We start from the raw sequence: 25,259 nt of genomic DNA on the forward strand, positions 1-25,259 counted from the left end.
GATACTAATTTTCCTTATATATTAGAATACTCTTTATTCATCACATATCGCACGTACTCCGGTGCACTTTTATTAATCTCTTTATCATGAATGGTTTGTATGTCTCCTAAAAGGAGTTTACATCTATGAACAAGTATACTTTTGACGATTCAATGCACGTTCATTTATTTTATTACAAAAATATAAAAATAAATGAACTTTATACGAACAAGATCTTCACAATCTCCTCTTTGTATATTACGAATTGAACTATCTCCCCTATCTCTAAACAAGCTTAAAGTAGGAATCTTCTAAATTAAAATTATATAAAAAAAATACACCTAGTGAAATAAATACATTGATTTTGCATAAAATTAACATTATAATTGAAAATGATTTTCAATATCTATTTATACATAGTAATGAGGAGATGTTTTAGAATGAGGGGAAAAAAGTGGGCCTTTTCTATTTTAGCCGCTATTCTACTTTTTGCTTTAACAGCATGTGGTAGCGATAAGGATAAGGAAAACGCAAAGGCCAACAACAAAGATGACAGCAATGCAGAAACAATTACTGTAAAACATGATTTAGGTACTACAGAAATAAAAGGAAAACCGAAAAAAATCGTTGTGCTAGAGTTTTCTTTCTTAGACGCTTTAGCTAACTTAAATATTTCTCCTGTAGGAATCGCTGATGATGGTAAGCCCGAACGCATTATTCCAGAAATAAAAGATAAAGTAAAGGATTATACATCTGTTGGTTCACGTAAACAACCAAACGTTGAAGTGATTAGTTCATTGCAACCAGATTTAATTATTATCGACTCTAGTCGTCAAAGTCATAAAGATATTTATAAGCAATTAAGTACTATCGCACCAACAATTGGCTTCCAAAGTTCAAATCAAACTTATGACCAAACACTCGAACAGTTTAAACAAATTGCGCATGCGGTTGGAGAAGACCAAAAAGGTGACGAAGTATTAAAAAAACATAATGAAAAAGTAGCGAATTTCCAAAAAGAACTAGATGAAAGTAAATTTAAAGATTTAGTCATTGCTCCAGCTCACGCAACAGTAGATAAAATGTTTTTACACTCAGACATTTCATATGTAGGAACAATCTTTAAAAAGCTTGGCCTTCCAACTGCACTACAAGATAAAGATGCACAAGCATTTAAAGAAACAGCTGGTGGACCATACTATAATGCTAACCTAGAGCAATTCTTAAAAATAAATCCAGATGTCCTATTCCTAATGACAGATGGCGAAAAAACAGTTGAGAAAGATTGGGAAACAGAAGCGCTCTGGAAAGAAACAAAAGTCGCAAACAACAAACAAATCTACTATTTTGACCGTATGACATGGGCTCGTTTCCGTGGATTAATTCCAGCCGAAATCATTATGGATCAAACAATTGATACACTGAAAAAGATAGAAAAGAAATAATAGTAAACAAAGTAAGGTGTATGCGGAGTAGTGACTTCCATCTACGTATATACCTTACTTTTTTATTGATGATAAAAGGAGCGATTAAAGAGCATGAGGAGCACTAATCAAAAACGTGCCATCATATTTTATATTTTACTTTTTCTTTTACTTATTATCGGGGCATTGGGTAGCTTTTTAATCGGCGCTACAAATATACAAATGCAAGATTTATGGGCACCAAAAGATCATAAAACATATTTAATAATCCGAGATATTCGTTTGCCACGCCTTATTGTTACCTTTCTCGTTGGTAGCGCCTTAGCCGTATCTGGTGCGATTATGCAAGCAATCACTCGTAACGCCCTTGCTTCACCACAAGTTTTTGGAGTAAATGCAGGTGCTTCCCTTGCGGTCGTTACAATTATGGTATTGTTCCCTTCTGTTGCAAGCACTGGAATGGTTATAGCTGCGTTTATCGGTGCGGCATTTGGTGGTTGTATCGTCTATATGTTAGCCAATATAAAAGAAATGTCACCCGTACGCCTCGCACTAGCCGGAATGGTCATTCATTTGATCTTATCTTCATTTACACAAACACTAATTCTAATCGATGAAAATTCTACAGATAGTATTATTTATTGGATGGCTGGTGGTGTAGATGGAGCTCGCTGGATTAAAGTACAAATGGCCTGGCCTTGGTATATCCTTGGTTTAATCCTTGCTATTTGGTTATCTAAATCTTTAACTCTATTAAATATGGGACAAGAAGTAGCAAAAGGACTTGGAACGAATGTAAAAAGAACACAAATTCTAGCTGCAATTAGCGTTGTACTACTATCAGGCTCTTCTGTAGCAATTGCTGGTCCTATTGGATTTATTGGATTAATGGGACCCCATATTGCGCGTTCACTTATCGGATCGTCTTACCAAAGACTCATTCCATTTACCGCTCTACTAGGCGGTGTGCTATTAGTATATGCCGATATTTTATCACGCTTTATTTCGTACCCTTACGATACACCTGTCGGAATTGTAACAGCGATTATCGGCTCTCCATTCTTCTTATTTTTAGCTAAGAAAGGAGCGAGACTTGAGACGAAATGAAAACAACAAACGTAAATCATAGAAAAAAACTATTCATTACTTTTACAACTTTATTAGCTCTTTTAATTATTGCGAGCTTACTTAGTTTAGGGGCTGGAGCCATTTGGATTTCCCCTCTCGACATCATTCAGTGTCTATTTACCGGAGAGCCTACTTCAGTTAAAAACATTCTTATTACATTTCGCTTACCAAGGTACTTTATTGCTATTCTAGCAGGAATTGGCCTTTCTATTTCTGGAGCAGTTTTGCAAGGAATTTTAAAAAACCCACTGGCATCTCCTGATGTTATTGGTGTATCTAAAGGTGCTGGGCTAAGTGCTGCAATTGTTATTTTGCTTTTCCCAAGCGCACCTGCTTATACCCTGCCCATTTTTGCATTTATTGGTGCCATGTTTGTTACAGTATGCTTATACTTTTTTGCACGAGGTAACAAATTAAAAACTTCGACTTTAGCTCTTGCCGGAGTTGCCCTTTCAGCACTTTGTCAGGCAGGATTACAACTACTGATGGTGAAATTCCCAGTAGAAATTAATACTGCACTCGCATGGTTAGCTGGGAGCCTTTGGGGACGACAATGGGATCACGTCTATCAACTACTACCATGGATCGTCGTTCTCGTACCACTTGTCATATATTTCTCGATTCGCATTGAAGTACTCTCATTAGGAGATGAACTCGCGACAGGTTTAGGAGCAAACGTGGATCGCACAAGGATGCTTCTATTATTCTTATCCGCATTACTTGTCGCCGCTACCGTTGCCATTGTCGGAACAATTGGTTTTGTAGGGTTAATCGCACCGCATATTGCAAGAAGGCTTGTGGGAGGAAAATATTATGTACTCCTTCCGGCCTCTGCTTTAATAGGGATTATTGTTTTACTGCTTGCTGATACTTTAGGAAAAGGGCTCGTACCTCCTTTAGAAATTCCTGCTGGGGTCTTTACAGCACTTATTGGTGGACCATACTTTGTTTGGTTACTTGCCCGTTCAAAAAAATAATAGTAAAAGCCGCAATTCTTGAAGTGATCCCATAAAGTGAAACTTTAATCAGTGGGGGTTTTCTTCATCCCCCACTGATTATTAGCTAAAGCAATCGGGACGTTTACGGTTAGACAGATTATTTCATTAGGCAAAACTAAAAGGCATGAGTCCGGGTATTGTACCGGGCTCATGCCTTTTAGTTTTGTCTTAATTCTTTTATGATGATAGTACTTTGACCACTAAAAAATTCTTATAAGCAGTTTGCGAGTTTAATTGAGCGTTGGCCAGTGCTAATGAATCGACTTCTTTCGGATAATGGGTTTACAACAAACTTAATAATATCGCTTTTGTACGATTATCCGTTACTTCATAATAAATTTCTAACCCTTTACGAGTACCTGTAACGATTTTAGTAGCTTTTAGCTTGGATAAATGTTGACTAATTGTACTTTGAGGCATTTGTAATGTTTCATACATTGTTGTTACATTTGTAGGACCTTTTGCAAGCATTATTTCTACTAAGGATAAACGGACAGGATGCGCCAATACCTTCAATACTTCAGTAATCTCTTCATACATTTCTTTCATATTTTTTCTCCCCTTTTATATAAATATTAATGATATCCATATATATAATTCGAAAGGATATACAATTTTGTGTCCGTCATTTTAAAAAAATAGTAAGAAACCCCTTCAGTCCGAAATTAAAGGGGTTTCTTACTATAATGTCTCACTATGAGTAGTCAATAATGAATAGAAATTTCGTTATAGGAGATTTTATTTTTCCAGTTTAACGGGTGGTTTTATATTTTGCCTTCTCCAGGTTCAACTGACTAAAGTCAATAACAAAAAGAGAGCAGATTATCTTCTCTCTTATGATGCCTCCTTATGTTCAGGAGAATGCTTAACACTCCCCATTCTCTTTAGTTTATTCCATCCTACCGCTACCCCTCGAATGGATGAAAATATAGATTTAATTACAACATAAGTCATAAATTGACGATAAATAAATCGTTGTAAAATTAACCATCCTAGTGGTTTAGGGTTCTCTTTCTCTAATTTAAATGCAAACAGAGAAGCGAGAAGATCCATTAAAAAGAATACAAAATAAAAGCCTAAAACTTTTAGCGGATCGTTACCAAATAACCCTATAATCATTAGTATATCTGCTAAAGGAGCAATGAATTGCAAAATATATTGGAATAACCACATATTAGGTAATGCAATAAACCCTAATGTTTTATGTTTTGCATTAAACAATGCTTTTCGATGTTTCCAAAGACACTGGAGTGTACCATACGACCAACGATATCGCTGTTTAATAAGACTTTTCACATCTTCAGGTGACTCCGTATAAGCGTATGCTCTTTCTTCATATACAATTCTATGCCCTTCGCGTAAAAATGTTATAGTAAGATCCGTATCTTCTGCTAATGTATCTTCACTTAAATATCCAGATTCGACTACATTCTTTTTACGCCATGCTCCAATAGCTCCAGGAACTACCGTAATACAATTTAACTCATCAAAAGCTCTGCGTTCTAAATTAAATCCTGTAATATATTCAACATGTTGCCAAGTAGTTAACAAATTTCGTCTATTTCCCACTTTGACATTGCCTGAAACTGCCGCTACATTATGATCTTCAAAGTGTCTAATCATTAGAGAAATAGCATCTTGCGCAATAATTGTATCCGCATCTAAGGTAACAATTATTTCGCCACGTGATTTTTGAAATCCTAAGTTCATTGCGGATGATTTTCCACCATTTTCTTTCTGAATTAAACGAACTTTAGGATGTTTATAGAATGTTTCTTGAATGACTTTTGACGTATCATCTTTCGATCCGTCATCAACGACAATAATTTCAAACTCTCTATAATTACTATCCAAAATTGAGCGAATAGTCTTAACTATAACCTTCTCTTCATTATATGCTGCTATGATAACACTAACAAAAGGTTGATAAGACGAATTAGCAAATAAACGAGATTTTGTTTTCTTTTTTTGCTTGAATGCAAAATAAATTAAAAATAGGAATCGAAAAATACCTAATCCAATAGCAATATAAAAAATAGTTGTTAATATATGCTTAGAATATCCTACTCCTGAAAAAACAGCTTTATTGTAAAGTGCATATTGCTTATCCTCAGAAGAAACGGGAGGCATAACTTCATCTCGTTCTTTATCCATTAAATCTGAAATTGTTACAAAACTATATCCATTCTTTTTAAGATCTTTAATAATCATCGGCAGCGCCTCTACCGTATGGGTACGATTCCCTCCTGCATCATGGAGAAGAATAACATTTCCCTCCCCCTTATAAATGGGATCAAGAGTACGCTTTACTAATTCATTTGTGGATGGAGTCGCCCAATCCTCAGGATCAATATTTTCTGCCACCATTGTATAGTTCATATTTTGTGCACGCAAAATAGGCAGTATTTCATTTGATGAATCCGGGTTAGCATCTGCTTCATATGGTGACCTAAATAAAACCGTAGAATGTCCAGTTATTTCCTGAATTAGGCGCTGAGTTGTATTAAGTTCTACTTTTGTACGTAGTAAAGATGTATCAGCGACGTTAGGATGCTTGAAGGTATGATTGCCAATTTCATGCCCTTCATCGTATATTCTTTTAACAATACTAGGATTTAGTTGCGCATTTTCACCAAGTACAAAAAAGGCAGCTTTTATTTTATACTCTTTTAATATATCTAGAATTTCCGGCGTATATTTAGGATCCGGTCCATCATCAAATGTTAATACTACTTGTTTGCCTTTTGGTTTTCCATATCGTTGCACTTCGTATGCAGATGATAGTGATTGATACACTTCATCTGTAAGATAACCATTTTTGTCTACCTTAAAATCTCTCGATCCATTTTGTCTTTCATTCTCAATCTGTAAAATTTCGCCTTGTCCAGAATAATTCACTTCATCTAAACTAGCGATTTTATGTAATGCATCAGGATTATTTTGTACCTCAATAGGATCTTTTAAAGCTTTCCATATAGTAGGATCTTCTGCTCCTAGTCTCCATAACGCAAATCCCTTCGCATTGTTGTTCATTGCGATTTTTACTTGATTATAAAGAGTAACACCATCTAAGAACCAAGCGGTATGTTCTTTCTCTCCTATTTTATATCGAAAATAAGGATTTCCACTAATATTATCCCATTGAATTTTTATATTTGAATCCTGAGTCATTGTCATAACTTCTGAGAAAGTTACAGACTTCGCAGGTTCTTTGCTATTTACTTCCCAATCATATCCATAGTTACCGAAAGCAACTATAAGTTTCTCAGACGGAATGTCTAGTTCATTGAGCGTATGTTCAAACCATTTATTTGAAGCAACTGGTCCTGGTACCCCTGCCCCATAGTGCTCGTCATACATCATTACAATCATACGATCTATTACTTTGGCTAATGCACCATAATCAAAGGCCTTATCATTAGCAGGAACATCTTGCGTAACGAGCAAATGATGTTTATGAAAGACCGTAGTAAGTTCTTTCATGAAATTGGTTAAGTTTTCTCTATCGCTTTCAGGTATTGCCTCAAAGTCAATATTAATACCTGAAAATTGATTCTTTTCAACTTGCTTTACTAAATCGTTAATAAACTTTGTCTTTACATGATCTGGTGAATTCAGTAACTTATGAATAAGTTCACTATCAGGACCAGAAGCTTCCTCTGTATAGTTAGTAAGTAAAGGCATAATTTTCACATGATTTTTTTCTGCTAACTTAACAATCTCAGGTTTTATCTCACTACTAATTGTTAAGTCTGCTTTTAAGTGATACCATTCTGGTACTAACATAGTTAAGGAATCGATATTTTCTTTTAAAGAAGCAGTACTATTTTCATCCCAGTTTACATAAAAACCATACACTTCTTTAGGTTGTTTGCTATCGTTCGTTGAATCAACCGAATTTTCAGTGTTTTTCATTTCGGTATTAGGTTTAAATTCTTCTTTCTTTAACTGCTCGTCGCTGAGTTTTTGATTAATAGGTACCAGTTTAGTATCTTGTTTTACAGAAGGATTTATATTTGGAATTTCTGGTGTCGAAAAAATACTTTGAAAGAAAAAATAAAATACAATACTTAAGCTAACTATTGAGATACATAGAAACCAACTAAAAGCTTTTTTTCTTCTTCCTTTAGGATCATAAAAAACAGGCTTTGATTTATCTTTCTCTTGTTGAATTTTTTTCTCCATTATATTTTTCACATGCTCCTTTTCTTCTTACTCTAAGTATAAATACAAACTCTAACCTTCTAAGGTTTTGATACAAAAATAGCTTAATAGGAATATAGAATAATAACTTCCTTTTAGCTTTGAAATCAAACAACTAACCTAAATAACTTACAAATGAATTCCACCATTTCGTGAGGTTGCTGCACAAAATGATATCAGTCCTAACATGAAATGAATCTCCATCTTCAATATTCTATGGATTCTTCTTTTCATTCCCTTGATGTTGTGTGGCAGGAATGTTTTTGTCCTCACTATATATTCGAAGGAACAAAAAAATTTATGGGGGTCAAAAAAACATGTTCTATAAAATAGCTATTTATTTCAAAAATAAAAGCCATCAATTTGAAAAAAACATTAATCAAATTGATGGCTTTCTCGTTATATTTATTATTTTTTATAACTAAGGTTAATCATATAATTCTTCAATAGTTGATATCCTTTTTTCTGGTGCTTCTATTGCAAACATGATACAAGATTTTATCGGCCTCACATCCATGTTTCACACCTGTTAAATCTAGTTGGTTTCTCAATGTATCTACAATAGTATCAACTGTTCTCACTATTCCCTGCCGATTTTCTCCATTGCTATCTTTCTTGATTATCATAGTAGGTTTTATCTGCGTATTTTTTATCAGTTCCTTTTAGATATGCTAAAATCACTTTTGGATTTTTAAGTAAAGCCCAGTCTCCATATTTATCAAATCTTCTGCACGAGGTTATCATTCCATTTTTAATTGTACCGAATTTCTTATTATTTTGCTTTCCCCATCCTTTTAACCGTTTAGCAAAATCTGCATCTTCTGCCATAAGCATGTTTTCATTAAATCCGTTGATTGCCATAAAGTCTTTTTTATAGCACCAAAAAATCCCTACAGATATAACTCCATACTTAAAAAGTAAGGGGATTATTATTAAAATTGCGGAAAAGAATATTCCAAAAGATATTCTTTCAAACTTCCCAGTTACCCCACCCCCAATGTATTTACCTGAAGCTAAATATTTATCTACATTAGACAGCATAGACTCTGTCATTTGGGTATCAGCATCTATAGTAACGATTATTTCTCCGCTAGCTATTTTGGCCCCTGCATTTCGGATTTTAGATAAGTTTTTATCGTCATTTTTTAATGTAATACAGTTATAAGATTTTGCTATTTCCTCTGTTTTATCTGTACAACGATTTAAAACAACTATGACTTCCGTTTGATCTTTATATACCTCTGATGCCTTTGCAATTGAATCCAAACATTTTCTAATGTACTTTTCTTCATTGTGTGCAGGGATTATAATAGAAAACTTCACATCTTTTTTTAAATTGATTCCTGAAAATCCGTTTGTTTCAGTCATAATATTCCCCCTTTATCTTACACAAATTTTCTTATTGTTCATGTTATCATGATTGACGAGAGAAAAGATTAATGTATACCTATACATATGAGGTTAACACAACATACTATTAGCAAAACTCAATGTATTCTTTAATCTATAAATTTAACTTAAAGCAATGTGATGCTTCCCCTATTTAGAACAATATAAAAAAGGCTAACAACTCAAGATTATTAGCCCTACCTTTCATATTCACGCCTGTTAAAATACAACAAACGACTAGTTTCTTTAACTTACAATATATTCTCCTTTAATTACAAAAAACGAGCCTCGAATTGTTCCAGCAAGTTTAGACTTCTGCCTAGCAAACTTAAACTTCTCTTCTAACTCCTTTGGTATCTCCATTCCCTCAGAAAGCTTAAATCCAACAGCTCGCTTCTTCGGGTTATCCAATGTATACATGACGTTGACTGCAAGACCATCCTCATAAAAGACATAGGAAAATTTAATATTTTCCACTTGAAAACACGATGTTTCTAAAGGTTGGGCCGTAAACTCAATATCACGTTCTTCTTTCAAAATACGGTTCACATAATCAAGGGTCTCCTCGCTTTCACTAGCTGGAACAACCTTAAATTCATGTTTGTATTTGTTCATAAAGTAACGGGCTTCATGGGCACGTAAACCAGCAAGCGCTTCTGCTACAGGTGAAGACTCTAAACCAGCTGTAGTTACATTTTTAAAATCAACGATATTGGACAATTCCATCTCTCCTTTTAACTCTTTACTTCCTAACAACTGGAATCCACATTTCACCAAAAACTAAGCCGTTTCGCTGCCCCATCTCAACCGTTGTATTTGGCCCACCAACATAGGCAAAATCCTTTGCTTCAGGTAAAACTTGACCAAAGGCAATGCCAGTAAGCTTATTACTTAGCTCCTCAGCAGTCTTACCTTCTCCTTTAACTACTAAGTATTCCCCCATCGGAAACTGGATTACTCTAGATTCTTCTTGTATTTGTGCTTCTGTCATGACACCAGCATAATACATCATCTTATTATTCACCGCTTCACTCACAGAAAAAATGTATTCATTTGTAGCTATAGCTTTTAAAGTGTCCAGCCTTCCATCTTCTTTAACAGCCGACCAAAAATCTTCCTTTTCTTTATTTATTCCAGCAAAGTCTGTGTATGCGCTCTTTATTTCAGTTCCAATACCTAACACGATAAAGCTATCTTTTTCTTCTAAAGTATAATTTTTCATATTCAAAACCTTCCTCTTTTTTAATTAATCAAATGATTTATCTTTTCATCTGATAAGTTTATAATATCTTTAAATCATGTCAAAAAATGATACTGTTTAGGAGACCAAAATGAAAAAAGTTGAACGAATTAATACCATCATGCGGTATATCAACAACCGCTCCCACTTTACAATTTCTGAAATTATACAAGAATTTAATATATCACGATCAACAGCTATTAGAGACATTAGAGAAATTGAAGCCATGGGAATGCCACTTGTCGCTGAAGTTGGAAGGGATGGAGGATATTTTGTTATGCATAACTCTATCCTGCCCGTTGTTCGCTTTACTGATAACGAGGTTAAAGCTCTTTTTATTGCCTTTATGGCCACAAGAAATCAACAACTTCCCTATCTAAAAAGCCGTCAGTCTTTAGCTGAAAAACTACTAGGACTCATCTCAGAAACCCAGCAAGATGATCTTGTTCTTTTAAATCAAATCTTGCTTTTTGGAGGAACTAATCCCAATAATCCCGACCTACTTGAGCTTTCTGACCTCCCCCATCCAATATTAGAAAAACTCATCCAAACCCTTCTTTTGGACAGCCATTTATTGATTACCATAAAAGAAGAGAAAACAATTAAATCTTATCCAATTTATCTATTGCACCTTTATCAAGAAATAAGCCATTGGATAATTGAAGGCTTTGACTTAGAAAAAGAAAAAAAGAAGATGTTTCCTGTCGACCATCTCATCGATATCGAACCCTACACGCCGAAAAAAAGTTTAAGTAAGAAAAAGATTTTAGAAAAACTAAGTAAACAGGATGAAGTAATCAACCTTGTACTAGAACTTGGTCCAAAAGCGATTGCTCAGTTCAAAAAATACCATCCTTTAAAAATTTCGGTTTCCTACACAAACCCTTTTCAATCCACAGCCATTCTAAAAACTTTTATCAATGTTAACAATGCCGATGAATTGGCAGAAATCACGAATTGGATACTTTTCCTAGGTAAAGATATTAAAATCAGGGAAGTACCTGAAGAAGTGTTGGAAGGTTTACAAGAGAGATTATGCTTATACCGTCCATAAGCAGTGAACAGTATACCCCAAAATGATATTTGGCTTTACTTTTCCCTATTTTCAAATACCTAGGGGAAACATTGTATTTGCTACTATAACTTTAAAATAAAGTTTGAGCAAATTGATGAGAATGACGTTGCTAAAAGACAAATAGAAAGAGCATGTTTTGAAAAAAGATTAATCAAAACATGCTCTTATTTCATCTAATTGCTCCAACGTTTTATAAAAAAATTGGGGCGTTTCAATGAGCCTCCCTCAACTAAAGCCCCCGTTAATTCAATAGCCATCTCACATAATTTTTTTCAATACCTTTACCATAAATGATGTCTTTAATGTCTCTTTTATTAGTGAATTTTTGTGTCTCATAAAATTACTGATCTGTTTCCGTCTATTTGGAACCATTAACAAAGGTAATCTACTAGGATTAAACCACCCAATTTTTGCAGTTTCAGGTCCATTATTTATTGGCTCTCCCCCTAGTAATTTTCCTGAAAATAAATGTTGCATATCATCGTATTCAGGTTGGTGATATTCTCCTATTTTACGCTCAATAGCAATTATATAGCCCGTTTCTTCTTTAGTTTCTCTTATAGCACACTTCTCTAACTGTTCATTTTCTTCTAATCTTCCCCCAGGCAAATCCCAGATAGGATAATCATTTCGTTTAACTAGTAATATTTTCCCTTCACTATTATCAACAATAGTGAAGCACCCTGTGGTTTTTATAGTATTCATTATAAATATGATCTCCTTAACTTACTCAATTGCCAATCAACTTGTATTTCTCTTTATCTAATAAATTTTCCTTCTTGCTGAATTCAATGGGCCCTATAAAAATAAAAGCACGGAAAATCTTCCGTGCTTTTCAAAACATATATATTATTCCGGAAGGTTTAGTTACCTCGGTACTTACCCTAACTGACGTTTAAATGCTTTACCCGCGAAGAAGTAAGCGATAATCATAATGCCCACGCACCAAGCAAGTGCAATCCAAATGTCGTTGCCAACAGTCCCTTCATATAAGAGAGCACGGATCGCATTCACGATTGAAGTTACAGGCTGATTCTCTGCAAACGCACGAACAATTTTTGGCATCGTTTCGGTAGGAACAAAGGCCGAACTAATAAAAGGTAGAAAAATGAGCGGGTACGAGTAGGCTGTCGCCCCTTCCATAGACTTAGCTGTCAACCCTGGAATTATAGCCAGCCATGTTAGCGCCAGCGTAAACATCCCGAGTATCCCAGCTACCGCGAGCCAATCTAAAATATTAGCACTGGAACGGAAGCCCATTAAAAGCGCAACGAGAATAACCACCACCATAGTAAGAACATTAGCAACAAGAGAGGTTAATACGTGAGCCCATAATACCGACGAGCGCTTGATTGGCATCGTAATGAAACGCGCCATCAGCCCGCTCTTTACATCCGTAAACAATCGTACGGATGTGTAAGCAACACCAGATGCAATAGCCATCAGCAAAATTCCCGGCAATAAATAATTGACATAGTTATCCGTTCCTGTCTTTATGGCACCACCAAATACGTAAACAAACAACAACATCATCATAATCGGCGTAATCGCTACTGTAATAATCGTATCTGGGCTACGCATGATGTTGCGCATTAAACGACCTAGTAATACTCCTGTTTTGCTTTTCATTTACATCTCCTCCTTTTTGCCGATGATCGCAAGGAAAATTTCTTCTAATGTCGGCTGCTTCTCGATATATTCCACTTTTGCTGGAGGGAACATTTCTTTAAGTTCAGTAAGAGTACCAGTCGTAATGATTTTTCCGCCATGCAAGATCGCAATACGATCCGCCAGTTGTTCTGCTTCCTCCAAGTACTGAGTCGTCAATAAGATCGTTGTGCCTCCGCCGGCAAGTTCCTTAACGGTATCCCAAACTTCAATCCGCGCTTCAGGATCAAGCCCTGTCGTTGGTTCGTCGAGAAAAATGACTGCTGGCGTCCCAATCAAACTCATAGCAATATCAAGTCGGCGTTTCATCCCTCCCGAATACTGGTCTGCCCTTTGGTTTGCTGCATCAGTCAGGCTGAATCTTGCAAGCAAATTGTCAGCGACTTGAGTAGGATTAGGAACCTCGCGCAACTTGGCAATCATTATTAAGTTTTCCCTCCCAGTCAGCATGCCGTCTAAAGCTGCGAACTGCCCTGTCAAACTGATACTTTGACGAACATGATCCGGTTGACACTGAACGTCAAAGTCGCAAATACTTACTTCACCACCATCTTGCTTCATCAGCGTCGAAAGGATATTGACCGTTGTCGTCTTTCCCGCTCCATTTGATCCCAGCAGCGCGAAAATTTCACCGCGCTGCACCTCAAAATCTACTCCCTTTAAGACTTCTTTATCTTTAAAAGATTTTTTTAACCCTTTTACAGAAATCACTGCATGACTCATACTTGTTCCCCCTTATAAAATTAAATTACCTACACCTCTATTTAGTATCACTGATAATCTGTATTACTTAGTAGAGCTTGAAAATATAACTGAATAGCGATGGCGGCAGTTCACATTTATAACCAGCTAATCAGTCAGTATTACTTATTGCATTTATTTTTTCCCCAATTTCTTCATAATACTTTCATTCAAATCTTCACGATACTTAGAGACATACGTTTTAGCATTTGCCACTAGTTCGTCAGCAAACGATGCTACGTCCTCCCCAGTAATGTCAAGCACTTGTCTGCCTTCCGCTGCACCAGCTTCAAACAAATCGATTAATTCATACTGGATGTGTAACATATCCATCCCGTTACCCGCCGAGAAATTCCACATGTAGTTTTGAATTTTCTTAAACACAAACTGATAGTCCTCTGGCAGTGCTTCAACACGTCCCATCATCATTTTGTACTCTTTTTTATCACCAATTAATTTTTTGAACATTTCCAACATCTTATTTTCCTCCTTTTTTATAAAGCAGAACAAGAAACTCTCCAAATATGAGCCGGAACATTTTATATTATGAGGCTAATTTGACTTCAAGACGTTAATTTTTGAAGATACAAAATCCCATTTTTTCCAAAACAATTCAAGCTCCTGGTGGCCAGCTTCATTAAGTGAATAAAACTTACGAGGCGGCCCCATATCTGACGGTTTCTTTTCAATATTCACAAGCTTTTTCTTTTCTAATCGTACGAGGATAGTATAAACCGTTCCTTCTACGACTTCGGTAAACCCAAGATCATTCAAGTGACGGGTAATCTCATAGCCATACGTTTCACGGCGACTAATGATTTCCAGCACACATCCTTCTAGTGAACCTTTCAGCATTTCAGTTAAATTTTCCATATTCTGATCCTCCTCTACCCCCTATTCTGTCTGACTTATATTCAGTATCACAGAGTACTAAGGCGAATTTTTTACTGAATAGCTTTTGAGAAACCATACTATTCAGTATTACTTATTACAAGTACATTGTATGACTAAGTAGTTGTGAATGTCAACTGGATTTTTAATTTTTTCTAAAATCCGCTATTCCCTATTGTTTACTGAATATATTTCGATTAACCTCACTATTCGGTATTACTTATTACAAGTACATTGTATGACTAAGTAGTTGTGAATGTCAACTTTATTTTCAAAAAATTTCAAATCCGCTTTATCCCAATTGGATACAGTCTACTTTTTTATGGCGAACTATCCATATACCTTGTAAGCTAAAGAAAGCTCCACAACAAAAATATGTACATATTTTTGTTGTGGAGCTTTTTAAACTTCTGAAGTTTATGGATATAGTGGATTCTCTCTATTAATAAAATGAATCCTTTAATTATTCTTCTACTAACTCACCTACAAATGATTTCCACTACTGTATGAAAACATCCTTTTTTTTTACGATAACATCATATCTATATCTTCTGCTGCAGTTGTAATCAGTTTTAAACCAAATGTTTCTTGTAATACATCAAGCACACCAGGCGAAATAAATTCAGGTGCCTTTGGACCAATTCGAATGTCTTGAATCCCAAGACTAAATAGCCCAAGTAATATCGCAACCGCTTTTTGTTCAAACCATGATAGGACAATACTCACTGGCAATTCATTCACTTCACATTGGAAAGCATCTGCTAAAGCAGCCGCTATTTTTACTGTAGAAATTGAATTATTACATTGTCCTAAATCAATGTAACGCGGAATCTCCGTACCAGGTACAACACCATAATTTACATCATTAAAGCGGAATTTCCCGCAAGAAGTTGTTAAAATAACCGTTTCTGGCGGAAGTGATGTTGCTAATTCACGATAATATTCTCCGCCTTTTCCTGGTGCATCACAACCTGCGATCACAAAGAAACGCTTTATTTTCCCTTCCTTTACTGCTTCAATGATTTCTGGAGCTAATGATAATACTGTATTATGATGAAACCCTGTTACTAACTGTTCATCCGATTCCATATGTACTTCGGGAAGTTCTAGCGCTTTTTGAATCAGTGGTGCAAAATCATCATTTTCAATTTTCTGTACGCCCTCTAACCCAGCAATATCATATGAAAAGAATCGATCAGAGTATGAGCCTTTAATTGGCATAACACAGTTCGTTGTAGCCAATATCGCACCAGTGAATTTTTCAAAAAGACGTCGTTGATCATACCACGCCTTACCAATGTTTCCTTTTAAATGTTTATATTTTTTCAATTGTGGATATCCGTGCGCTGGTAGCATTTCAGAATGCGTATAAATATTAATGTCTTTTCCTTCTGTTTGCTTTAATAATTCCTCTAATGCAAATAAATTATGACCAGTAACTACAATTGCCTTACCTTCTACATGATTTTGTGTAATTTGAACAGGTTCTGGAACACCAAAGTGATTCGTATGTGCCTCATCCAACAACTCCATCACTCGTAAAGCCGATTTCCCTACTTTCATAGCCATATCAATATGTTCTTGTTCATTAAAATTAGAATTTGTTAATGTCATATATAACGCTTCTTGAGTTGTAGCATCTACAAATGCATCTGTATACCCTAGCTGAGCAGCATGAGTACGATAGGCCGCAATTCCTTTTAATCCAAACACAATCGTATCTTGTAAACTTGCGATTGTTTCATTCTTACCGCAAACACCTATTATTTTACATCCACCTGTTGGCGTTTGTTCACATTGATAACAAAACATATCATCCCACCCTCTCCCAATCATTCGTTACAACCTAAGCATAATATCCATTGAGAAAAAAGGATGTGATATCAATCACAATAATATATAAAAATTTGTGACACTTTTATTATTTACATAATATTTTTATCGACTTCTAAAATCCGTACATAAACATAAAGCGACCAAATCTTTTGCGAAATACATTACAGCCCCTTTAAAAGATTGTATGCGTTCTCCCTCCATCTTCTATATGCTTCCGTAAATAATAATACCTATGGAGTTCCATAATGAAATGAAACAACAGAAACGAAATTAGCATGAAAATAATTACATTTATGGAAACCCCTCTAATTCAGACTATATCATAATTTACGAAAATATAAATATCATTGTTCCTTTTAATAAAAATCCCTGTTTTTTCATATATTTCGATACAAAAAACTTTCTCAATAAAAAAACAAGAATTTTCAGTTTTTTATTCCATGAAAATCTATTATAATAAAGTTAATAAATGTTTGACCTCTCCTAATTCATGTACATATGGATGATCAGTAGTTGCTGCTACTGATCTATTTTTTTGATTTCAGAAATCAAATACGCTGCATCCTTTCCTACACCACAAATAAGTGCAGAACCCCTTTGCGATTGCCACGGTAATCCGATATAATACAATCCTCTTACTGGACTTATTCCCTTTGTATGATTAGGAAATCCATCCTCATTCACTGCCTTTTCTATTTCAATCCATGTATAATCCTGAATAAAACCAGTTGACCATATAATACTTTGCGCACTATATGTATCACCATTTTGAAACATAATCTTATTTTCTGATGCACTTATCACTTTTTCCTGTAGTTTAATTGCTCCATTACGAATGAGTTCCTTACCTTCAAAACCAAAAATGGGGTCCTTTTTCTTTTGAAACCATCTTCCTCGCTTTGTATTTATTTCAGCAAATAGTAAACCCATTTTTTCTAGCCAATTAAAAATGCTTTTTCTAAAAAAATGTAACGGTAAAAACGTTAATGGATGACTGATAGACATTGTAACTTCATGGTTTTTTGCAAGTTCTACTGCTATTTGCATTCCTGAATTCCCTCCACCTACTACAAGTACTTTTCCCTTTGGAATTTGCAATGGTGATTTATATTGTGATGAATGTATTTGAAAAATATGTGATGAAAGATGTTGTGAAAATGAGGGGATAAATGGCTGTTGAAAACCTCCTGTTGCGATAATAACTTTTTTCGTTTGTAGAATTTCTGTAGGAGTATGTAATTCGAATATGTCTTGTTGTTTTCTTATTTTTAAAACCTCAGTTTGTACTTGTACTGGGAATTGAAAATGCTGTGCATATCTCTCTAAATAATTAGCAATTTCATCTTTATATGGAAAGCCATTTTCCTCTCCTATTAATGCCATCCCTGGCAAGCTACTATATGACCTCGGGGTAAAAAGTTGCAAAGAATCATAGCGTTTTCTCCATGAATCACCAATTCGGTTTCCAGCGTCTAGTAACAGAAAGTTATAACGTTCCTGCTTCAAATAGTATCCTATTGCCAATCCCGCTTGACCAGCTCCAACAATAATTGCATCTAGCATCTTTTTCCTCCTTCTTAAAACACATGAATATATGCTCATTTGTTCATATGTTTTATCATACGATTTATTTTTTAATAATTCAATCTGTTTAACAAAATAAAAAAGAGCAGTTCACTACTTTATGAACTACTCTTCATTCCATTCATTTAACACGTAATTACACTACTCAATTTATGAAAACTTGTATATTAAGTTCTTACATTTCTACAATCTTTCCTCATACCGATGTTCCCAATCAAGTTTAAATCCTAAAAAATCAAAGTAAAACAACTGCGCTTTTTCAATATCAAAAATTCTAAATATAGGCGTAATCATTTATAGTCCCCTCCTATTTATATACATCCGCAGCCAATTCCTTCAATACATCTACATTCATCATTTCAAAGCAACCATTGTTTTTCTTTATAATCTCTTTATCACAAAAAACATTTAATGTACGTAATAAATGCCGATAACTCGTTCCTAGCAATTCAGCTATTTCCGTTAAATTCCCGCTAAACACAATTCTATTTCCGTGCTGAACCGCTCGTTCCCCTGCTGCTAACATGTAACTCGCAAGTCGATTTTCAAGCGGGTATAATAAATTAATTGTACTGTTTTTTGATAGTCGATTTAACTTATGTGCTAATGATCCACAAATACATCTTAAAAACTTTGCATCATGAAATAGTTGGTTTCTCACTTTTCCTAAAGGCAAAGCAACACAATATGAATCTGCCATTACTTGTACGTTTGACGTAATCTTTTGAGAGTGAATTAATTCCACATCTCCAAGCAGCTGCAAACTATCATAGAAACATAGCAATACAGATTTCCCATTACTTAATGTATTAAACGCTTTCGCTTTTCCTTCCACAAAGAAATATAAATAATCTATTTCTTCATTCTCCCTACAAATGAACTCATTCTTTTTAAAAAATATAAGTTCCATATATGGTTTCATATCATTACTAAAAAATGAATCAATATTATTTTGTTTCATATACTCTGCTAATTTATTTGTGTTACATACTTTCTTCATACTTCCCCCACCTTTACAACTCATCCCCATTGTAATCAAAATTTTCTTCTTTCACTATGACATATGTCATAGCAATATACAATTTCAGCGTGATACAGTCATTACAAACATGAAATATAAAGGGGATATTACATTGTATAACTTTCTTTCTGTCTTTATTGGGGCACTTATCGCTATTATGATTCCACTTAATGGAATTTTATCCGAGATAATTGGAAATTACACAGCGAGCGTTGTCATTCACCTCGTAGGTTTAGTAGCAGTTATTGTCGTCTTAATTATCAACAAAAATAAAATTCGTTTTGAGAAAGGAATTCCGCTGTATTTATATAGCGCCGGAGCCATTGGAGTATTCACAGTACTTTTTAGCAATATAAGCTTCTCCGCTCTTGGCGCTTCTATTACAATCGCATTAAGTCTACTCGGTCAATCCATTGCTTCTATCATAATTGATCATTTCGGTTTATTAGGAATGAAGGTTGCAAAGTTTGAAAAGAAAAAACTAATTGGATTAGTGTTCATTTCTTCTGGAATTATTATCATGACAATTTATTAATGGGGGCAAGAAAATGTTATATATTTGTATCGCTATTTTAGTTGGAGTTTCTATCGTTGTTGCTAGAATTATTAATGCGAATTTAGCAAAGAAAATTGGAAATTGGGAAGGTACATTTTTCAATTATATTACTGGATTATTTTTCTCCATGATATTTTTAATTTTCAGTTCAGATTCTATATATATATCAAGTCATACACTACAAAAAATCCCTTTCGTAGTCTATTTAGGTGGCCTAGTTGGCGTTATCGTTATTTCATTATCAAACTATATTACTCCTAAAATATCAGCATTTTATTTAACGTTACTCATCTTTATCGGACAATTGTTTATGGGAACTATCATTGATTTCTTCATGACAAACGAGCTATCAATTGGCAAAATTATCGGTGGAATTCTCGTATTAATAGGGCTTACTTACAATTTATTCGTTGATCGCCCTATTAAAACTGTGAAAAATAGCCACGTACAACTATAATACTTTACGCTTACCTATCATATATTAATAGAAAAGCCTTTCACACGAAGTAATAGAGAGGAGAATACCCTATTAAAAAAATCATTTTACTGCTAGGTAGCGTATTGATTATTTCTGGAATCGTGTGGTTTATAAACTCTGGGAAATCTATTCAAGATTTCTATACAGCAAACAAACCGAAAAAGAAAGTGACTATTATTTCAACTTCACGAGATCCAAATGAACCCCCTTTTTTTTTAGGAAAACAGGAAATAAAAGATATACATGTAGAATCAATTAAGACGAAAAAGGATATCTTTCTCACAAAAACAGATGAATTAAAAACGTTCATTACGAGTATGGATACCGCGAAAAAAGGGAAATTAACATTAGATGAAGAAGGCTCAGATTTAATAGATTGTGATATGTGGATTACGTTTGAAGATGGAACTTATAAAAAATATTTCATATGGGTAGTTGATCACGACAATGGCGAAGTGATGATCGCTCAGCAAGATACTCCTGATGATTTAAACCTTACGTATTATCAATTAAATGAAGATAGTTCAAAAAAAGTATATAACTTATTTAAAAAGATTATTTAGTTAAAAAAGTCATGAGCGAAATGTGAAGTGACCACAAAAAGTTAGACACGTTTTTTCATTTTTTATTTTCATCCCTTGAACAAAATATAGAAGAAATTAAAATTGATTTTGTTATCCCCCTGTTAGCGACAACAAAATTCATCTTATGTGAAGTGAGGTGAAAAAGGTTCTCTTAACTGAGAACCTTTTTATTTATCTCCAACGCCATTCTATTTCATTTGAATCAAAATAGACAGCGGGTATTCCAATTCCCTCTAATTGATCATTTTTAGATACAAACCAATTGTTTTCATCCAATAGAATTGGATTTACATCATCTAAAGATGGATTATTTTCATCTACCATTTTGTTAAGAAACTCTTTGAAATCAGAAATATTATTAGTGAAGTTAATATCCCCATACATCCAAAAACCATCACCATTTGCATTTGAAATATCACCTAAATGTATGTCTTTAAAGTATAGTTTCATAGCGAATATCCCTCTCATTTCTTAATGTTAAAGTACTTACTAGGAATTTCTCCTCTTATAAGGTATTCAGTATCCCTTTTAGTCCAATTTAAAGCGAGATTTTTCCAATGATCTGTAGTTGCGGAATCTTGCTTTATTAAACGTTCTATTTGCTTAGGGCTCAAAATAGCAACGTCTGTTACTTCTCCTTCTCTAATACCCTTTCTTAAAGCAGGTAAGTCAATATCAATAATATTTTTACCATAATTGCTTGCAACTTCAGGATTTATTGAGAAACTAGTATAAGGGCTATTATGTTTTGCTCCCCTTCGATATCCACCTAAGATATGTTCAGTGACAGTTACTTGTCGGCCCTTATACATCCCTTCTTTATTTGCTGGAATTAAGTTTCCATTCTCACCAATATGCGGTTTACCAATGCCGTTTGGTCGTGTTGCTGATTTTAAGTAATCCTCTCCTCGTAAAAGATTTTTACTTTCTACTGCAGCATGCGTCATCTTAACGCCTTTTCCCACTTTAGCAAGTTTCCCGACTGGTGTAAGACCAGCTACTGCCATTCCACCTGCAAAAATTCTATCCCAGGTTGAAAGTTTTTCGCCAGTGGATGGATCAACTCCATCCCACGCTCTTTTAATATCATACTCACCACTTATTTCACCAGCTATATCTCTGGCTAATTTTTTTCCATCAAATCCTTTTTCCTCCGAAGAAGGTTTACCACACATTGCATCTTCTTCCATTGTAACATCTTGATTATCTGTATTACGAAATTTTTCAGCAATTCGTTTCAAATCTTCTTCTACTTGCATAATTGAATTGATAGATGTAAAAGCTTTTGGTTTCGCATCATTGAACATTTGAACGAACTGTTGATTAGAGGCTCCAATCCATTGAAAACACAAATGATCTATTTCATTACATAAATTATTATGTATAGATTCTAATGCGATTCTGGTATTACTTGCACGATTAGCAACTTCTTCTAGCATTTCAGGTGTCACTTTGATTTGAACCATTTCTTTCCTCCCTTTTCCCAATTAAAATTATGAGATAAAAAGAAAAAAATGTAAACACAGAAATTTTAGATTAGTATAGTAATATTTATATAAAATAAAATCTGCTTAATTGTAAATAAAGCCTATGTATATGTGAAATAAAGAAGAGCCATCCTGTTTGCAGTGACCCCAAAAAGTTAGACACATTATTTCATTAGGCAGCTTCTTGGGCATGGGTCCGGTATTGTACCGGACTCATGCCTTTTAGTTTCCCCTTAATTCTTTTATGATTATATTATGCTATGTACTTTGCTAATTCTTGACTGTATTGTCATTAGCCATTCACCTCACAATATTTTCTACCATAAGGACACCATATACACTTAATATTTAAAATAGTTTCTAAATTACCAAAAAACAATTAGCGTATCCTTTTTTTACATAACAACCTTTCCCCCCTATAATGAAAGAGAATAAGATTCTTACTTTAATGGAGGAAATTAAAATGAAAGCAATTGGTTTACATGAATACTTACCTATTGAAGAAGAAAACAGTTTAATTGATGTGGAAATTGAAAGACCTGTTGCGATAGGAAGAGATATACTTGTTAAAATTAATGCGATTTCCGTTAATCCAGTTGATACAAAAGTTCGCTCTCCGAAAGATAAAAAAGAAAATGTAGCGAAAATACTTGGCTGGGATGCTAGTGGTGTTGTCGTACAAACTGGCGAAGGTTGTACATTATTTAAAGAAGGCGATGAAGTGTTTTACGCTGGAAGTATTACGAGACAAGGTACATATAGTGAATACCATTTAGTTGATGAAAGAATCGTTGGTAAAAAACCAAAAACTTTAAGCGATGCTGAATCTGCAGCAATTCCTTTAACAGCTATTACGGCGTGGGAAGGTTTATTCGAACGTTTAGGCATTGATTACGCTAAGAAAAGTGAAAATACATTTAAAAACATTTTAATTATCGGCGGAGCTGGTGGTGTAGGTTCAATCGCAATTCAGCTTGCGAAATGGGCTGGACTAAATGTTATCGCAACTGCTTCCCGCGGTGAAACGATAGACTGGGTTAAAAAGTTTGGTGCTGACCATACAATTAACCATCACAAACCGTTAAAAGATCAAATATTAGAACTTGGGCTAAAAGATGTCGATTACATCTTCTGCTTAAATAATACAGATCAACATTGGCAAGCAATCGGTGACCTCATTAAACCACAAGGGAAAATTTGCTCTATCGTAGAAAATGAGCACCCTCTTGAGATGGGAATTTTAAAAAGTAAAAGCGCTACATTCGTTTGGGAGTTTATGTTCACAAAAGCGATGTATGAAACTGGTGATATGATTACGCAGCACGAGTTATTAAACAAAGTGAGCGAATTATTAGATGAAGGTATCCTTCATACAACTTTAAACGATACGTTAACACCGATAAATGCAGAAAATCTTAAAAAGGCACATGCATTACTTGAGGGTGGGCGTACAATTGGGAAGATTGTATTAGAGAAATTTTAATAACAAGAAGTCCGATTTCTAAATAAGAAATCGGACTTTTTTACTATCTTTATTTACTTGAAACCTCTTGATTATTTTGAACATCTAACGGAACACGTTTCCCTATTCCGAAAGCATAGAAACTAATTGTAACGATAGCTAAGAAAACAATACCTACAATTAGTGAAATACGAGTATCATCGTTAAACCACATTCCGATTAATACCATAATTAAAAAGGCAATCGTTAAGTAGTTTGTAACAGGAGCAAATGGCATTTTGAACGGATGATCTTTCATCTCTGCTCCCTTTTCTTTTCTAAAATTAATTTGACTAATTAAAATGACGAACCATGGTACCATACCAGGAAGTACACTCGCACTATATACATATACGAATAAATTTTTTGGTGCAATGTAGCTTAAAACAACACCAACCGCTAAACCGATAATTACGCCAACTGTACCAAATAAAGGTACACCGTTTTTAGAAATTTTCGCAAAATATTTCGGTGCTTGTCCATTTACACCTAACGTATACAACATACGTCCCGCACTATAAATACCACTATTACAACCAGACATTGCCGCTGTAATAACAACGAAGTTAATAAGTCCTGCAGCAGCCGTAATACCAACCTTCGCAAAAGTTGCTACGAACGGGCTACCAATTGTACTTAATTGATCCCACGGATACACAGTTACAATAACGAAAATCGCACCGATGTAGAAAATTAAAATACGCCAAATTGTACTTTGAATCGCTCTTGTAAGTGTCTTCTTCGGATCCTTCGCTTCACCAGCAGTAATCCCGATTAATTCCACACCTTGATATGCTCCAACTACAAGTGATAAAGCAAAGAAGAATCCTGAAAAACCACCTGTAAAGAAACCGCCGTTTGCCCAAAGATTAGATATACCAATCGCTTCTCCGCCGTTACCAATTCCGAAGAAAATGAGACCAAATCCCGCAATAATCATTAATAAAATCGTAACGATTTTAATCATCGCAAACCAAAATTCAAATTCTCCAAATGACTTAACAGAAATTAAGTTAGCTGCACCAAGAATAACCATTGCAATAATACCCGGTATCCAAGCTGGCAAATCCGGGAACCAATATTGCATATACGCTCCAACCGCGATAATCTCTGACATCCCAACGATAACCCACTGGAACCAGTTACTCCAAGCTGTCATATAACCAGCTAACGGGTGAATATACTTATGACCGAACGTCGCAAATGAACCTGTACTTGGCTCCATATACAACATTTCTCCCATGGCACGCATGATGAAGAAGATAAAAATACCTGCAATTGCATAAGCAAGCATTACTGACGGACCTGTCCATTTAATCGTGCTGGCTGATCCCATAAACAAACCAACACCAATTGTTCCGCCTAAAGCAATCATTTGAATATGACGTGCTTCTAAACCTCTTTTCAATTCTTTGTTTGCCACTTCATTTCCCCCTCTTAGATGATTCATAGCCGCATTTTAAAACAAGATGCTGT

General features: G+C 34.8%; 24 protein-coding genes and 4 pseudogenes. 8 read left to right on the forward strand and 20 right to left on the reverse strand.

The features are described 5' to 3' along the window. Positions 1–14: 14 nt before the first annotated feature. Positions 15–86: pseudogene (locus COC96_RS28375) on the reverse strand (NAD(P)H-dependent oxidoreductase); the annotation flags it as partial. A 333-nt stretch (positions 87–419) separates the two neighbouring features. On the opposite strand from COC96_RS28375, the gene COC96_RS15170 reads away from it, so the two are divergent. The 3 genes from COC96_RS15170 to COC96_RS15180 all read left to right on the forward strand — a co-directional run bounded on the left by COC96_RS15170 (position 420) and on the right by COC96_RS15180 (position 3,508). Continuing rightward, on the forward strand, positions 420–1,424 hold the full coding sequence (locus COC96_RS15170; RefSeq protein ID WP_098267486.1) for an ABC transporter substrate-binding protein: 1,005 nt from the start codon (positions 420–422) through the stop codon (positions 1,422–1,424). 93 nt (positions 1,425–1,517) lie between these two features. Further along, complete coding sequence (locus COC96_RS15175; RefSeq protein ID WP_098769012.1) at positions 1,518–2,510, forward strand: FecCD family ABC transporter permease; 993 nt, start codon at positions 1,518–1,520, stop codon at positions 2,508–2,510. After that, complete coding sequence (locus tag COC96_RS15180; protein WP_098267484.1) at positions 2,507–3,508, forward strand: FecCD family ABC transporter permease; 1,002 nt, start codon at positions 2,507–2,509, stop codon at positions 3,506–3,508. The genes COC96_RS15175 and COC96_RS15180 overlap by 4 nt, the downstream gene beginning before the upstream one ends. A gap of 44 nt (positions 3,509–3,552) precedes the next feature. Here COC96_RS15180 and COC96_RS28535 read toward each other — a convergent pair. The 6 genes and pseudogenes from COC96_RS28535 to COC96_RS15210 all read right to left on the reverse strand — a co-directional run. Continuing rightward, positions 3,553–3,717: pseudogene (locus COC96_RS28535) on the reverse strand (hypothetical protein); the annotation flags it as partial. A gap of 94 nt (positions 3,718–3,811) precedes the next feature. Then, entirely contained in the window at positions 3,812–4,078 is a 267-nt protein-coding gene (locus COC96_RS15185) for an ArsR/SmtB family transcription factor (RefSeq protein WP_098267483.1), read from the reverse strand. A 285-nt stretch (positions 4,079–4,363) separates the two neighbouring features. Then, on the reverse strand, positions 4,364–7,714 hold the full coding sequence (locus tag COC96_RS15190) for a glycosyltransferase (RefSeq protein ID WP_098769013.1): 3,351 nt from the start codon (positions 7,712–7,714) through the stop codon (positions 4,364–4,366). A 624-nt stretch (positions 7,715–8,338) separates the two neighbouring features. Then, a complete protein-coding gene (locus COC96_RS15200) occupies positions 8,339–9,100 on the reverse strand; it encodes a glycosyltransferase (protein ID WP_098267481.1) in 762 nt (253 codons plus the stop codon). A gap of 267 nt (positions 9,101–9,367) precedes the next feature. Then, complete coding sequence (locus COC96_RS15205; RefSeq protein ID WP_098267480.1) at positions 9,368–9,877, reverse strand: phage tail protein; 510 nt, start codon at positions 9,875–9,877, stop codon at positions 9,368–9,370. Further along, positions 9,864–10,343: a GyrI-like domain-containing protein gene (locus COC96_RS15210; RefSeq protein ID WP_098267479.1), complete on the reverse strand. Its 480-nt coding sequence runs from the start codon at positions 10,341–10,343 to the stop codon at positions 9,864–9,866. Before COC96_RS15210 ends, COC96_RS15205 begins: the two co-directional genes overlap by 14 nt. A 109-nt stretch (positions 10,344–10,452) precedes the next feature. Here COC96_RS15210 and COC96_RS15215 point away from each other — a divergent pair, with 109 nt between their 5' ends. Further along, positions 10,453–11,415, forward strand: a complete 963-nt coding sequence (locus tag COC96_RS15215) for a helix-turn-helix transcriptional regulator (protein WP_098769014.1) — start codon at positions 10,453–10,455, stop codon at positions 11,413–11,415. A gap of 279 nt (positions 11,416–11,694) precedes the next feature. Here COC96_RS15215 and COC96_RS15220 read toward each other — a convergent pair whose 3' ends face one another. The 9 genes and pseudogenes from COC96_RS15220 to yeiL all read right to left on the reverse strand — a co-directional run bounded on the left by COC96_RS15220 (position 11,695) and on the right by yeiL (position 19,156). After that, entirely contained in the window at positions 11,695–12,141 is a 447-nt protein-coding gene (locus COC96_RS15220; protein WP_098769015.1) for an NUDIX hydrolase, read from the reverse strand. Between the two features lie 174 nt (positions 12,142–12,315). Next, positions 12,316–13,065 carry an ABC transporter permease gene (locus COC96_RS15225; RefSeq protein ID WP_098267476.1) on the reverse strand — a complete coding sequence of 250 codons (750 nt, stop codon included), beginning with the start codon at positions 13,063–13,065 and terminating at the stop codon, positions 12,316–12,318. Continuing rightward, positions 13,066–13,827 carry an ABC transporter ATP-binding protein gene (locus COC96_RS15230; protein WP_098769016.1) on the reverse strand — a complete coding sequence of 254 codons (762 nt, stop codon included), beginning with the start codon at positions 13,825–13,827 and terminating at the stop codon, positions 13,066–13,068. A 153-nt stretch (positions 13,828–13,980) separates the two neighbouring features. Next, positions 13,981–14,322, reverse strand: a complete 342-nt coding sequence (locus COC96_RS15235) for a DUF1048 domain-containing protein (protein WP_088229787.1) — start codon at positions 14,320–14,322, stop codon at positions 13,981–13,983. A gap of 75 nt (positions 14,323–14,397) precedes the next feature. Then, positions 14,398–14,718 carry a PadR family transcriptional regulator gene (locus COC96_RS15240; protein WP_098267474.1) on the reverse strand — a complete coding sequence of 107 codons (321 nt, stop codon included), beginning with the start codon at positions 14,716–14,718 and terminating at the stop codon, positions 14,398–14,400. A gap of 543 nt (positions 14,719–15,261) precedes the next feature. Next, positions 15,262–16,548 (reverse strand): hydroxylamine reductase, encoded by a 1,287-nt coding sequence (gene hcp, locus COC96_RS15245; RefSeq protein ID WP_098769027.1) that lies wholly within the window; start codon positions 16,546–16,548, stop codon positions 15,262–15,264. Between the two features lie 543 nt (positions 16,549–17,091). Further along, the gene (locus tag COC96_RS15255) at positions 17,092–18,135 is read right to left on the reverse strand and encodes a flavin-containing monooxygenase (protein ID WP_098769017.1); all 1,044 of its coding nucleotides are present in this window, start codon (positions 18,133–18,135) and stop codon (positions 17,092–17,094) included. 207 nt (positions 18,136–18,342) lie between these two features. Beyond that, positions 18,343–18,450, reverse strand: a pseudogene (locus COC96_RS15260) (glyoxalase superfamily protein); the annotation flags it as partial. A 13-nt stretch (positions 18,451–18,463) separates the two neighbouring features. Continuing rightward, a complete protein-coding gene (yeiL, locus tag COC96_RS15265; protein ID WP_098769018.1) occupies positions 18,464–19,156 on the reverse strand; it encodes a transcriptional regulator YeiL in 693 nt (230 codons plus the stop codon). Between the two features lie 109 nt (positions 19,157–19,265). On the opposite strand from yeiL, the gene COC96_RS15270 reads away from it, so the two are divergent. The 3 genes from COC96_RS15270 to COC96_RS15280 all read left to right on the forward strand — a co-directional run bounded on the left by COC96_RS15270 (position 19,266) and on the right by COC96_RS15280 (position 20,774). Then, positions 19,266–19,712 carry a DMT family transporter gene (locus COC96_RS15270; RefSeq protein WP_141555257.1) on the forward strand — a complete coding sequence of 149 codons (447 nt, stop codon included), beginning with the start codon at positions 19,266–19,268 and terminating at the stop codon, positions 19,710–19,712. Between the two features lie 13 nt (positions 19,713–19,725). Continuing rightward, positions 19,726–20,190 (forward strand): DMT family transporter, encoded by a 465-nt coding sequence (locus tag COC96_RS15275; protein WP_088229794.1) that lies wholly within the window; start codon positions 19,726–19,728, stop codon positions 20,188–20,190. A gap of 89 nt (positions 20,191–20,279) precedes the next feature. Further along, entirely contained in the window at positions 20,280–20,774 is a 495-nt protein-coding gene (locus COC96_RS15280) for a hypothetical protein (RefSeq protein ID WP_142340008.1), read from the forward strand. Positions 20,775–20,966: 192 nt separating this feature from the next. On the opposite strand, the gene COC96_RS15285 is transcribed toward COC96_RS15280, so the two are convergent. The 3 genes and pseudogenes from COC96_RS15285 to COC96_RS27260 form a co-directional block, all read right to left on the reverse strand. Next, positions 20,967–21,245 carry a hypothetical protein gene (locus COC96_RS15285; protein ID WP_016126853.1) on the reverse strand — a complete coding sequence of 93 codons (279 nt, stop codon included), beginning with the start codon at positions 21,243–21,245 and terminating at the stop codon, positions 20,967–20,969. Between the two features lie 14 nt (positions 21,246–21,259). Further along, the gene (locus COC96_RS15290) at positions 21,260–22,261 is read right to left on the reverse strand and encodes a WXG100 family type VII secretion target (RefSeq protein ID WP_098267470.1); all 1,002 of its coding nucleotides are present in this window, start codon (positions 22,259–22,261) and stop codon (positions 21,260–21,262) included. Positions 22,262–22,454: 193 nt separating this feature from the next. Continuing rightward, positions 22,455–22,568, reverse strand: a pseudogene (locus COC96_RS27260) (IS3 family transposase); the annotation flags it as partial. Between the two features lie 177 nt (positions 22,569–22,745). Here COC96_RS27260 and COC96_RS15295 point away from each other — a divergent pair. Beyond that, complete coding sequence (locus COC96_RS15295; RefSeq protein WP_098267469.1) at positions 22,746–23,765, forward strand: zinc-binding alcohol dehydrogenase family protein; 1,020 nt, start codon at positions 22,746–22,748, stop codon at positions 23,763–23,765. Between the two features lie 49 nt (positions 23,766–23,814). On the opposite strand, the gene COC96_RS15300 is transcribed toward COC96_RS15295, so the two are convergent. Beyond that, entirely contained in the window at positions 23,815–25,206 is a 1,392-nt protein-coding gene (locus COC96_RS15300) for an amino acid permease (RefSeq protein WP_141536151.1), read from the reverse strand. Between the last annotated feature and the right edge of the window lie 53 nt (positions 25,207–25,259).

The sequence above is a fragment of the Bacillus cereus genome (genome assembly GCF_002577405.1).
In the GTDB taxonomy this organism is placed as follows: domain Bacteria; phylum Bacillota; class Bacilli; order Bacillales; family Bacillaceae_G; genus Bacillus_A; species Bacillus_A cereus_AU.